10 protein-coding genes are annotated in these 13,457 nt (G+C 43.4%); 5 read left to right on the forward strand and 5 right to left on the reverse strand.

All coding sequences use genetic code 11. The features are described from left to right. Positions 1-188: 188 nt before the first annotated feature. From N7U62_RS12995 to N7U62_RS13010, 4 genes are all read left to right on the forward strand, one after another. Entirely contained in the window at positions 189-2,669 is a 2,481-nt protein-coding gene (locus tag N7U62_RS12995; RefSeq protein WP_264138411.1) for a glycoside hydrolase family 31 protein, read from the forward strand. Positions 2,670-2,683: 14 nt separating this feature from the next. After that, positions 2,684-2,992: an isoamylase early set domain-containing protein gene (locus N7U62_RS13000; RefSeq protein WP_264138412.1), complete on the forward strand. Its 309-nt coding sequence runs from the start codon at positions 2,684-2,686 to the stop codon at positions 2,990-2,992. A 63-nt stretch (positions 2,993-3,055) separates the two neighbouring features. Continuing rightward, positions 3,056-4,267 (forward strand): glycosyltransferase family 4 protein, encoded by a 1,212-nt coding sequence (locus tag N7U62_RS13005; RefSeq protein ID WP_264138413.1) that lies wholly within the window; start codon positions 3,056-3,058, stop codon positions 4,265-4,267. Beyond that, positions 4,264-5,304, forward strand: a complete 1,041-nt coding sequence (locus tag N7U62_RS13010) for a polysaccharide deacetylase family protein (protein ID WP_264138414.1) — start codon at positions 4,264-4,266, stop codon at positions 5,302-5,304. The genes N7U62_RS13005 and N7U62_RS13010 overlap by 4 nt, the downstream gene beginning before the upstream one ends. On the opposite strand, the gene N7U62_RS13015 is transcribed toward N7U62_RS13010, so the two are convergent. The 5 genes from N7U62_RS13015 to N7U62_RS13035 all read right to left on the reverse strand — a co-directional run bounded on the left by N7U62_RS13015 (position 5,305) and on the right by N7U62_RS13035 (position 10,034). Next, positions 5,305-6,381: a dipeptidase gene (locus N7U62_RS13015; RefSeq protein WP_264138415.1), complete on the reverse strand. Its 1,077-nt coding sequence runs from the start codon at positions 6,379-6,381 to the stop codon at positions 5,305-5,307. Positions 6,382-6,390: 9 nt separating this feature from the next. Next, positions 6,391-7,479, reverse strand: coding sequence for a D-TA family PLP-dependent enzyme (locus tag N7U62_RS13020; RefSeq protein ID WP_264138416.1), 1,089 nt, complete (start codon positions 7,477-7,479; stop codon positions 6,391-6,393). 2 nt (positions 7,480-7,481) lie between these two features. Further along, complete coding sequence (locus tag N7U62_RS13025; RefSeq protein ID WP_264138417.1) at positions 7,482-7,943, reverse strand: RidA family protein; 462 nt, start codon at positions 7,941-7,943, stop codon at positions 7,482-7,484. Beyond that, positions 7,944-9,260, reverse strand: coding sequence for a gluconate:H+ symporter (locus tag N7U62_RS13030; RefSeq protein ID WP_264138418.1), 1,317 nt, complete (start codon positions 9,258-9,260; stop codon positions 7,944-7,946). 168 nt (positions 9,261-9,428) lie between these two features. Next, positions 9,429-10,034 carry a YdeI/OmpD-associated family protein gene (locus N7U62_RS13035; RefSeq protein WP_264138419.1) on the reverse strand — a complete coding sequence of 202 codons (606 nt, stop codon included), beginning with the start codon at positions 10,032-10,034 and terminating at the stop codon, positions 9,429-9,431. A gap of 130 nt (positions 10,035-10,164) precedes the next feature. Between N7U62_RS13035 and N7U62_RS13040 the strand changes: the two genes are divergently transcribed. Further along, positions 10,165-13,416 carry a sensor histidine kinase gene (locus N7U62_RS13040; RefSeq protein ID WP_264138420.1) on the forward strand — a complete coding sequence of 1,084 codons (3,252 nt, stop codon included), beginning with the start codon at positions 10,165-10,167 and terminating at the stop codon, positions 13,414-13,416. Positions 13,417-13,457: the final 41 nt, after the last annotated feature.

A 13,457-nucleotide genomic window follows, 5' to 3' on the forward strand; every position in this document is an offset into this window, starting at 1 on the left:
ATTATAAAACAGGCAGCACCCTATTTGGGGTACCCAAACCTGTGGTTTCCATTATTATTTTCTTAATCTTAAGGTGTATATGCTGGTCAATTAACTAAAAACCAGAAGCAGAAATATCACTTTTTGTGAGAAGTGAAAATTTAACCTATAAATGATCTATGACAGGTCAAAATAAGACCTATTGAGTCATGGAAGAAGTATATTTGTCTAAGACACATTCAATAATGGAAGGTACAACTGAAGATATCAAAACCGGGATCGACAATCAGGATTTCTCCGGTAATTATATAGAGAATTTCAAGGGTAAAGACGCTGAGGAATTCTTTCCAGGTCGCTATGTCTCCTGGGAAAAAAACAACAACTCTTTTGTAATCCATGGCCAGGGAGCTGCCATTGAAGCAACCGTCATTCATTCAGATATTATCAAATTCAGATTCGGAAATGACGGCTACTTTGAGGATGACTTCTCCTATGCCATCGACCCAGAATTTGCCCCTGCCCCTGTCGAATATAAGTTTGAAGAGCTCAAAGCAAGCTTCGTAATCAAAACGGCTACACTGCGCTGCTATATCAATAAGGAGAACCTTACTACCAAAATCACCAACAATGAAGGTACGGTCATATTTCAGGATGAAAAGGGCTACCACTGGCAGGATCATAAATTCCACGGCGGAACGATCAACATCTGTACAAAAGTCCTTCAGAAAGGAGAAAAATTTTATGGCCTGGGTGACAAAACAGGCAATCTCAACCTCATCGGCACCAAAAGAGAACTATGGGGTACGGACTGCTATGGCTATGGCAATGACACGGATCCTGTATACAAAAACATCCCCTTCTACATGGGGCAGCACAGCCATGTAGGCTATGGTTTATTCATGGACAATACATTTCGTAGCTTCTTCGATTTTGGGAGAGAGAGGTCCAATGTCTGCAGTTTTTGGGCACAGGGAGGCGAAATGCGCTACTACTTCATCTATGGACCTAAACTGGTCGATGTAGCTAAAAAATATACCATGCTGACTGGCACACCCAAACTCCCGCCAAAATGGGCACTGGGCTACCATCAGAGTAAATGGAGTTACTACCCTGAATCTGTGGTTCGCAAATTGGGTGAAGAATTCCGTAGCAGAAAAATCCCATGTGATGTGATTCATTTGGATATCGACTACATGGATGGGTTCAGGTGCTTTACCTGGGACAAGAAAAAATTCCCTAAACCGGAAAAGATGATAGCTGACATGAAAAAAGATGGCTTCAAAACCGTCGTTATCATCGATCCGGGAATTAAAATAGACAAGGGTTATAAAGTCTATGACCAAGGGCGGAAGGGAAACCACTTCTGCACACGACAGGATGGGGCACTGCTCAAGGCCAGCGTATGGCCAGGCGCTTGTCACTTCCCTGACTTCACTCGCAAACGCACCCGCAAATGGTGGGGCACGCTTTTCGAAGGTCTCGTTGCAGATGGAGTAGATGGCGTTTGGAATGACATGAACGAGCCTGCTACTTTCGAAGACGGCACCTTCCCTAACGACGTACGCTTCGACTATGATGGACATCCATGCAGTCACCGCAAAGCACACAATGTCTATGGATCGTTGATGGCTCAGTCTACTTGTGAGGGACAGCAAAAATATCTCAGAAACAAAAGAGCCTTTACCATCACGCGATCCGCATATGCCGGTGTGCAACGCTATGCCAGCGTATGGACAGGAGATAACTCAGCCAGTTGGGAACAACTCAAAATCGCTAACATTCAGTGCCAGCGACTCAGTGCATCCGGTGTTTCTTTTGTAGGGTCTGATGTAGGGGGATTCATTGGCTCACCGAATGGAGAGTTGTACACTCGATGGATTCAGATGGCGGTATTCCACCCATTTTTCAGGACGCACTCCTCTGGGGATCATGGAGACAAAGAACCATGGGTGTTTGATCAAAAATATCTAGAAATAGTTAAGGAGTTCATCGAACTTAGGTACCGACTGCTCCCCTATATATATAGCACATTTTGGCAGCACAGCACTACGGGCATTCCGATGCTTCGGTCTTTGCACATGGAAGCACATGTGGACCCTGAGACTTTCTTCCGAGAAGAAGAGTTTATGCTGGGAGACCATATAATAGTATGTCCAGTATCTGAAGAAGGAAAGGATTCCAGATTGATGTACTTACCCAAAAGTCATTGGTACAACTACTGGACAGACAAATTGGAAGAAGGACAAAGAGAGATCAAAGTGGCGACTCCACTTAACCAGATGCCAATTTTCGTACGAGCTGGAGCGGTTATCCCAATGCAGCCTACTATGCAGTATGTAGGAGAGTTTAAAATTCAGGAGCTTACTCTCAATTTCTACAAACCCTTCGTAGAGACCATCTCGCAACTATACGAAGATGCGGGAGATGGTTTGGATTATCTAGATGGAGACTGCTCTACCAAGACATTTACTTCTACGCCTTCAGGGCTAAACAAATGGAAGATCATTCAACATATAGAAGGAGATTTCAAAACCGAATACAAAAAGTACCAACTCAGGTTCCACGGACTGGAAAACAAACCTGGCTCAATCATGATCGATGGAGTAGAAAGAATCCAGGATCTGAAAACAGAAGAACATGTACTTACACTAAAAACAGAAACCAAATTCACTGAAATATTGATTAACTAAACCCTCGACTAATCATGAGTATCAAAAAGCAATTTCTAAAATCAAAAGATGTATGTAAAGTCACCTGGACTGTAGACAAAAAGGTAGCTAAAGGTGCTGAAAATGTATCCTTGTCAGGTAGTTTCAACGACTGGAGTTTAGACGCTCACCCATTTAAAAAACTAAAAAGTGGTGATTTCAAGTTGGTATTAGAGCTTCCAAAGGACCAGAAATATGAATTTCGATATTTAGTAGATGGCAATGAGTGGATCAACGAGGAGGAAGCGGATGGTTATGTAGACAATCAAGTCTCAAACGAATCCAATTGCTTAATTTCTTTATAGTAAAACGAAAGGTAGAGCTTACTCGCTCTACCCTCAAAACCAAATCTTTCAACCTCCTAATTTATGGCCAAGAAAAGAATCCTCATGCTTGGGCCGGGCGAGCCCGTATCTAGAAACAGCGGTCTGGGAATAGCTGCTAAAGAAATCGCCAATTTTCTCAACGAGCAAACTGAACTAACCATCATTCAGCCGGATGAAATGGAAGTGATGGAAGCCATAGAGAATCATTTGTCGCTTTCTAAGCAAAAAGTAAACCTCGACGATTTCTCAGATTTCAAAGTATTATCAGAGCTATCCAAAATCAATGTCCAAAGCGCTATTTCTCCCTACTCCAATGGATGGGGAGACAGTACCACCGAAAGCCAGGTGAATCATCCTTTGCACGATCAGCTCATCGATTTTTCGAAACAGATAGAAGCTGCAGCAGACAAAGTCAACTTTGATGTGATCTATGCTCACGACTGGATCAACTTTAGAGCAGCGATTGACATCAAGTCCAAACTGGACAAGCCTTTGATCCTTCATGTGCATTCTTTGGACTTTGATCGCAACTGTGGCAATTCAGGTTCATGGGTTTTCGATCTCGAGAAAGAAGCTTTCGAACAAGCGGATCAGATCATCTGTGTAAGTCACTATTCTAAAGGAATCATCCAAACCGTTTATGGAATAGATGATTCCAAAATCTCGGTAGTTCACAATGGCTGCAGACTGAAAGAATATCCAGATCACGAAAGTCCATTCAAAGAGAAGATCGTACTCTTCGTCGGAAGGCTGACAGGACAGAAAGGCCCAACCAAATTTCTCGAAATAGCTGAAAAAGTAAATGCCCTTTATCCAGATAGCCGATTCATCATGGCTGGAGAAGGCGATCTTTACAAATCGCTGATCGAGGCTGGAGCCCACTCCACTGTAGCCAACAAATTTCACATTACTGGATTTTTGAATGAGCCCGATTTGCTAAAAACCTATGCCATGGCGGACATATATTGCATGCCCTCTGTTTCAGAACCTTTTGGTCTTACAGCCATGGAGGCAGCAGCTGCAAAAATCCCAATGGTGATCTCCGAAAACTCAGGAGCCTCTGAGGTACTCAAAAGTGCATTGACAGCTCATTTTGATGATTCGGATAAATTTGCCAAAAACATTGTTTCGCTTTTAAAAAATGAAAAAGTAGCTCATCACATTGCCAGTGAAAACTACGCCTTGCTAAATGATCTCAGCTGGGAAAAGACAAACCAGAAAATTTTGAGTATCATTGACACGGTAAGCGCATGACCAAGAAACTTTCGATCATACTGACCTTCGATTTTGCTCATAGCCTTGAGCCTTTTAGCCTCTTTGACATTGGTCAGGGAAAAGCCTATTTCAACATCGATCAGTCAGATGAAAATTTCATGATCGATTACCAGGGGTATCTGGAAAATGAACTCGACGATTTGGTAGCCCTTTGCAAAAAAGATAAGCTACCCATATCGGTCTACTTTTCATTGCCCTTTTTGGATATGCTGGAGAAACATGCCAGCAGGATACTAACGAAACTAAAGGAGGCCATCAAGCAAGGAAGTCTTTCCTTGCTGGGTGGGACCGCCAACCATGGATTATCATCCATTTACTCCACCACCCATTTCAAAGAGGAAATTCAGCATCATACCAAAAGGCTTGAAAAGCTTTTTGGTACAAAGCCAGAGTCTTTCTACAATACAGAAAATTTGTATTGTAACGAAATCACAGAAACACTGTTAGACCTTCAATTTCAATCCTTATTTGCTGGGACAATTGAATGGTACCTCTGGAAGGACAAACAAAAAAGAGTCTTTCACACTACCTCTGACAAGAGTCAAAAGGTCTTCTTGCTCGACAATGACGAAGGTGCCAGTCTATTCTCTGAGAATGATCGAAACACGCATTTTCTGCAATTCGGACTGGAAGAAATGAGACGATTGGGAGGGATAGAAAGTATCGTAAAAAAAGCAACCAAAAAGGCCGATCTCATATCCCTGAAAGAACAAGTCTCAGAGACTGGAGACACCACAGTATACAACATCAAAGCCCCTGTAATGGGCAGCACCCATGGCTTGACCCTGGAATCCTTTCATGGCAATGCCCTTCAAAATCGTTCGTTGAAAGAATATTTTGCGCTGGAGGAGAAAGTAAGAAAAAGCAAAGACAAAGGTCTAATTCAAGATTGGGCACGACTCGGTCACATTGCCTATTTGCTAAAGATGAATAAGGACGAAGAGCAGCACATACTGCCCTACGATTTTTACAACTACTACATGAATATCCTCAACGATCTTTCACTCAAGGCTTGATCAACTCCAGGTCTTTTTAAGGAAACGAATCCAATTCTGACTCAGAATATTTTGAATATCCGTCTCAGAATATCCTCTGCTTGACAGTATTCCTGGCAAGGTCTGTAAGTCTGCTATTGTATCCAGATCCATAGGCCCTTGTTCCGTTCCAAACCCTCCATCCAGATCCGAACCTATGGCTGCATGCTCGGCATTACCAGCCAACTGGCAGATGTGATCAATATGGTCTGCCATCGTCTCCAAAGACACCTCTCTGGCCGCTGGACTAGACTCTCCTCTTACCCAATCAGGCACCATCATCCAGGCATCTAGCACAGCCCCGATGACTGCCCCTCTACTAATCAGCTCCTTTAACTGACGATCATCAAACTGACGATGGTGAGGCACCAGCGAACGGCAATTGTTGTGGCTGGCCCAAACAGGTCCACTGTAGTGATCCATCGCCTCCCAAAAACTCTCATCGCAGAGATGAGTAGCATCTAAGATGATCCCCAGACGCTCTACTTCCTTTAATAAGGCACGACCTTTCTCTCCCAAGCCTCCACTCGATTCCGTTCCGAAAGCGTAGGTACCCGGGCCATAGTGAGCCGGCCCGATGGCTCTCAACCCCTGCTCATAGGCTCGCTCGAGATGATCCAAAGTAACGATAGAATCAGCTCCCTCTAAACTCAGAATATATCCAATCGGCGTATCTTCAGGTGAATTCTCCCAGTTCTTCAAATGACGTTCCAGCCCTTCCCAATCTTTGATCTGAAGCATGTGACCGTCCTCCTCCATGGCTTTGTACCATGCCAATTGAGCTTGCGTCTGTGCATAGGCTTGCTCAGGGGAATTCCAACCAGGCAAATTACTTGAACGCTTGACATAGCGGGCAATTTGTGTAGCGACACAGATGCCAATATTGCCCTTGCGCATGGCAGGAAAAGAAACAGTTCCATTTCCTCTATCGGGTTTATCAGTCAATCCCTTTTCACTCTCACGAATCTCCTCTACGGTACATCTCAGGTCTCGATTCCATTCCATTGCATTCATGGATAGATCCAGATGCGCATCAAATATCAAAGGTTGTTTTTTCATATTTCTTATTCAGTTTCTTGCTCTAGCTATCTGCCATTGAGTAGTCATTCTGTGATTTTCGATTATGTAAGCTTGACTGTGTAGAGCCACTGTAGGACATATATGAGTAGGGATGGCCAAAAGCTCCTCCCCAATATTTAGCGAAGAAGAGGGCTCTTTCAGCGCTAGATGCTCCTCGCTATGCATCACAGGCTCATATGCAGGAAGGCCCAAAAATTGCGCACGCGGATGTACCATTCCAGAGGCGACCGCTTTGTGTCCAAGGTCGAGACATATCACCCCCTGCTTCGGTCTACTTACCACCCGAGTCAACAAAAGTGCTGCAGGCAAAAATTCTAAATCCGGGAAAGAGGAAGCATAACCCTCATCCCAAAGCAATGGGGTCCCTGGGCTCAAAATGCGCCCTTCGAATCTCGCATGAACAGGAAAGGTAGGTGTACCTCCTGCCACAATCTCAGGAACCTCAAAACCTTCTTTTTTCAATCGCTCCTCCATGACCTCTACTGCGGCAAACTCCTCCACTGCGTGACGTACACGATCTTCTAAATCCCGATCATGTATATGTCCATCATAAACATGAAATCCTCTAGACTTGATAAAAGGAGACTCTGACATTTTCTTATACAGATGGACTGCAGCTTCTCCTGGCATGACACCTGTTCGATTCATGCCACTGTTGATATCCAGATAAACCTCAGCCTTGATTTGCCTACTTGTGGCCATTACTGATAGATCTTCCAATGCCTGTTCAGCGTCTACAATACTGGAAAATCGAGTATCAGGAAATTTTTGGATCAAGTCAAAATAACGATCCAGATTCGGCCCCAGCAATTGATAGGCGATTAGCAAATCTTTCACACCCGCTCGAGCACACATCTCTGCTTCATGAAGAGTCGCACATTTGAACTGATTGATCCCCTGCTCCATCTGGAGTTGAACTACCTCCGCCATCTTATGGGTTTTCACATGGGGCCTCAATCTCTCGGTACCACCGGCGATATCAATCATCCGACGAATGTTTTCTCTGATGCGATCGGGATAGACCAGAAGTGAGGGAGAAGGAATGGAATCGATATTTGCTACCTCAAACCATTCCATAACTATTCTTCTATCTCAAAAATGGCTTCTACCTCCACAGGAATATTTCCTGGTAGGATCATGCCTACTGCGCTTCGTGCTCCCAAACCATTTTCCTTTCCGAACACTTCTGCCATCAGTTCTGAAAAACCATTCATCACATAGGGCTGATCGAAAAAATCCATTTCGCTATTGACCATTCCCAGAACTTTAATGGTTCGCTTGATTTTGTATTTGGGATCCAAGTGCTTGATCAATGTCGACAGCATGGTCAACCCTACCTGTCGAGCAGCAGCCTTAGCAGCATCTTTATCCAATGCACTACCGACTTTTCCTTTGATCAGGGAAGCATCGGGCAACACAGGTCCATGGCCAGAGACATAGAGCATATTGCCTGTCACAACCAACGGAACATAAACCCCTCCTGGTGGTGGAGCCGGTGGCAATTCCAATCCTAATTCTTCAATTCTATCTTTTAGATTCATTTATATGAATGTTTGTAAAATCAATACGCTGATCAAACCCGTCACCGACACGATTGTTTCCATTACAGTCCAGGTAGAGAGGGTTTCTTTCAGGCTTAAGTTAAAATATTCTTTGAACATCCAGAAACCGCTATCATTCACATGAGAGAACATCAAGCTACCAGACCCTATCGCGAGTACCATCAACTCACCGGACACTCCGGCAGTACCTAAGACTGGAAGAATAATACCTGCGGTAGTCAAGCCTGCTACTGTCGCAGAACCCACACAAACTCGAATCGCCGCTGCGATCGACCAGGCCAGTAGCAAAGGCGATAAGGAAGAACCTTTCAGCATGTCTCCGATATACTCACTGACACCACTGTCAATCAACACTTGTTTCAGCGCTCCTGCTCCACCAATAATCAACAATATCATAGTAATACCCGACACTGCCTGTACAATAGATTTCATCACCTCGTCCATCTTCTTCCCTCTTTTCAATCCCAGCGTATAAATCGCCAAAAGGACAGAGAGCAACATGGCCAACAGCGGATTACCCCAATAGGTTGACAAAGTGTGCAGGGTACTTCCCTCCTCGGTCATCAACCCTACTACGGCAGAGGATCCAATTAAAATCAAGGGGAACAAGGCCGTAACAATACTAGTCAACAAACTAGGTAATTGGTGCTCAGGCACAGGAGTCAAATCGAAAATATCTTTTGGAGGGGTCGGGTTGATATGCTTCAGCGTACGCGAAAAAAGTGGCCCTGCCAAAACAATTGCAGGTATTGCTGCTACCACTCCATAAATCAAAGTCAATCCCAAATCAGCTTCGAACATAATCGCAATCGCTGAGGGAGCCGGGTGCGGAGGCAGATAACCATGCGTCACAGACAATGACGCCAGCATCGGCAGTCCAACATACAACAGTGGCAAACGGGTAGTCTGAGCAACAGCAAAAACCAATGGCACAAGAATAACGAAGCCTACCGAATAAAACATTGGGATCCCAACGATGAATCCAGTAAGTACCAGTGCCCATTGCACCTTTTGAATCCCGAAGAGCTTGACTAGGGAGGTCGTGATCCGCTGAGCAGCTCCACTGTCAGCAACCAGCTTGCCCAGCATGGCACCAAATCCCAAAATAATAATCAAAAATCCAAGGGTATTTCCAATACCATTTTGGATGGAGGATGCGACCTCATCCAGAGGCATGCCTTGACCTAAACCTACAATGAGCGAAACGATCACAAAGGCAATAAAAGCATTGAGGCGAAAGGCAATGATGAGTAAGAGTAAAATAGCAATCCCTATCAGGGCAATAATCAGAGGCATAAATTTGAAATTATAGATTTTAAAATTCCACAATTTACAAGGAAGCAAAAAAAAACTTCGCTCAACGACCATTTTGGGCAGATTTTCAGCAGGGGTTTTTATACCGAATGCACAGGGGATTTGTTCACCCAATTTTGCAAACTAATACTCATTAATCAATTCTATGAATTAACGATCATTCAGGCCCTTGCCTTCCATCATTGCAGGAATGCATTTTTCGATTCTGGATACCCTTGTTTTGGATTGTTTAGGTTGAGAAAAATGAAGTAAATAAGCTCTCTGCCGACCTGGAGTCAATGCCTCAAAAGCCGCCTTGAGCTCAGCATCCTCATTTAAAACTTGTTCAAATTCCTCAGGCATTTTATACTCAGACTTCTTCTTCAATTCCACCTGCAAGCCTTTATCTTCTATTTCAATGGCATTCTTTATGTAGGATTTTAGCACTGATTCCAGTTCCATGACATCATCTAGAGAGCTAAACCGTATCTGACGCGCCGCCTGCACATTTTCTGTCTGCTGCACCAAAATACCTTCCGGATCATTAAGCAGTACGCCCTTGTGAAACAGCAATGCACAATACTCCTTGAAACCATGAATGAGAACTACATTCTTGCCTTTGAAGGTATAGCAAGGGTGTCCCCACTTGAGCTCCTCACGCCAGTCCTCTGTAGAATCTGTTGGTTGACAATCAAGGACTATTCTACGGAGCTCTATGTAAGCATCCTGCCATTGGGTTTCCTTATCAAAAAAGAAATCGACTTTTGGATTGGTCATGGGCATTTTACTGAAAAAGATCTTTCTGGTTGATTTTAAAACATATTTCAATATCAATATAAGTTATCAAACATCAAACTATTGTAAATTCAAGTAGAATGAGAGATATTGTATCTGTGCTATGATCGATATGACTAAATGCCTCAAACCCTACTTCTGGATTCTTTGGGTTTTGAGTCCCTTGCTGACTTATGGACAGCGTACTTATACACCAAGTATGGCCGACCCACTGACCGAATCCAGACGGTTTGCCCTTTTTCCAGAACTTGAGAATCAGGGCGTCAGGTGCATTACTTCTTTTCCACAATCTGAATTATATTGGTTTGGTTTAGATTCAGGGATCGCCTCATACGATGGTTACAACTGGAAGGTATTTGGAGAGAATGATGGTGTTTTTAAACCTGCAGACAAAATACTCATCACTAAGAATGAAACCGTTTATGCTGTTGGTCAGAACGGACTCATCAAACTGGTAGATGGACAATGGCAATTCGTTTTTCAGATGCCTTCCGAAATCCGACTTTTTACCAAATCCTTCAAGCAACTTTCGAGTGGCAACCTGATCATTTCTTCTCAGCTAGGAGTCATTCTAGTCAAACAAAACGAACGCCCCTACCTACTAACGAGTCAAAAAAAATGGGAGGAATATGAGGCATACAACGAGGTATTTCAATATGTCCAAATCCCTGAAATCTACCTAACCGAAGGCGAATACTCCGGGAGTACAGATACCCATGAATTAAGTCCGGGTGTACTTTGGGTAGCGATAGATTATAGAAGACAGGAAGAAAAAGGGGAAATTCTTCAAGTCACCGAAAAAGACATCCTGAGCGGTTCCCTCACCTCTGTGGAAATGTTGAGTCATTTCTATGGTATCAGACTTGGAGACCAGCAAACCATCTTCCAGGCTTCAAACGGTGTGATTTGGGTAATCAACCATTCTAATAGAGTCGCTGCTCTTGCTTACTCCAATGGGGTCTGGGAACGCATAGATTTTGGCAGCAAACTCAACACCAACTTTTATGCAGAAAATATTGAAGAAACACCCGATGGGAAAATCTGGATCACCGGTGTAGGAAAAATATACACAATGGATACCAGTGGCCAATGGGTGAACTACAACTCTGAGGACTTAGGAATCAAGCAAACCCATATCGACCTACATGTGGGCAATTACAATGACCTCTGGATATTCGGGAGTAAATCCAATGTATACAAAGTGGATATGTCTCAGGACAAGTGGGTAGGCTACTTAGGACTCAATTTCCAATGCCAAACTAGTGATGGTACCTCATGGTTTTTGGACATAGATGGGAATATTATCAAAAAGAAAAATGGAAAGTGGATCATACTGGATAAAACTGCTAATCAAATTGAGGACCCTGTATCCCTATACGCTGCAAAAGATGATATCATTTGGCTGGTCGGTAGTCAGGATCAAACAGCAGCCGCTAGCTATCTAAAAGACGGAAATTGGGAAATGATCATCATGCCAGCTCTGTCCTGGGGAGTGGATTATCGCGCATTTTACGAATCAAAAGAAGGAGAGATATGGTTAGGGGCAACATCTGACGTCCATGATGATCGCAAACAATTAGGAGGAGTGATTCAAATCAAAAACCCATATGACATAGAAAACAGAAAATTCACACATCATATACCTCACACTACCGCTTCCGGACTTGCCAAACAAAACGCTTATGGTCTCGCCCAAAGCAAGGATGGTAGAATTTGGCTTGGAGGATCTTATCTGGACTATTGGGAAGGAGACATCTGGCACAGATTGGATAGTATAGAAGCCCTTGATGACTATGTGAATGAAGTCTACAATGATCAAAATGGCACCTTGTACGTAGGATCCAGACATCATGGTCTTTACATCCTCAAAGAAAATCAATGGACGAATTACACTTCTGATGGCGACCTTACGAGCAACAATATCATCGGTATTGCCAGTGATGAAGAGGGCAAGAAGATTTGGATTGCAACAGACAAGGGCTACAGTCATTTCAATGGCACCTTATGGATCAATGACATCTTCCCTCAAGAATTGACACTAAGCTACGAAGGAGGCGCCATTTTTAATATAGATGACCAGCTTTGGATCAGCGTTTCTCCCCGTGAATGGAAAAGAAGGGTATATGACCAGAGCCCCCTAAGTAAGAAAGTGATTCAAAATTTTCAATCCTATAAATATGAAGGCGATACAATATCGCCCGAAACCTGGATCGATAGTTATACGGAGTCTGTGGACCATTTTGGTAACACTGCCATTTTTTGGTCAGGAAAGGATTTCTTTAACACTACCAAAACTGAATCGCTCCTATTTTCCTATCAGCTCGACGATCAGAAATGGTCTCCTTATAGTCATGAGACCAGCCATACTTTCTTGAGTTTGACTGATGGGAAGCACACCTTCAAGGTACGTGCGATGCGAAAGGAAGGAAATGTAGATCCTACTCCTGCGCAGATTGAATTCACAGTTTTACCACCAGTTTGGAAACAACTCTGGTTTATTACGCTTCTGATTCTTTTCATGGGAATCATATTCTACTATCAGTACCAGATCTATCAAAAACGCCTCATTCTGCAGTCTGTCAATGCCGATTTAGAAAAAAGCAATACTACATTGGTCAAAAAAACAGAAGAGCTAGCAGATGCACTAGATCAGTTAAAACAAGCCCAAACCAAACTGATTCAAAACGAAAAAATGGCGACACTTGGTGTGCTATCGGCTGGTGTGGCTCACGAAATCAACAATCCCCTCAATTTTATCAAAGGAGGTGTGGACGGGTTGCTCCCAATTGTATCTGAACTGGAGAAGAAGGATAAAAATCTGGCCAAATTTGTCAAGATCATCAATGAAGGAGTCAAACGTGCCAATGCCATTGTAAAAGGCCTCGGCAAATTCAGTAGACAAACCGACTCTACTATTGAAACCTGCGATATTCATCGCATCTTAGAAGATTGCCTGCTCATTTTGCATGGTACGATGAAAAACAACATCGAAATAGAAAGGGACTTTTGTAGTGAACAACTGATCGTAACAGGGAATGAAGGGAAATTGCATCAGGCCTTTTTGAATATTCTTGCCAATGCCCAACAGGCCATAGTAGGTAATGGGAAGATTGCTATCATCACAACAGTAAATGATGAAAGCTGCCAAATCAAGATTACAGATACGGGTGTCGGGATGAGCGAAGAGCATATGACTAGAGTTGGAGAGCCATTTTTCACAACCAAGGGACCTGGAGAAGGTACCGGTTTGGGGATGGCAATCACGATTTCGATTATAGAAGAGCATCAGGGAGGACTCAGTTTGGATTCGGTGGAAAGTCAAGGAAGCACCTTCACTATTTCCTTGCCACTAAAAGTCAGTTGATACAAACTAGAGTAAAACAAAAAAAGGATCCCTAAGGATCC

This window comes from Reichenbachiella ulvae, from assembly GCF_025833875.1.
In the GTDB taxonomy this organism is placed as follows: Bacteria; Bacteroidota; Bacteroidia; order Cytophagales; family Cyclobacteriaceae; genus Reichenbachiella; species Reichenbachiella ulvae.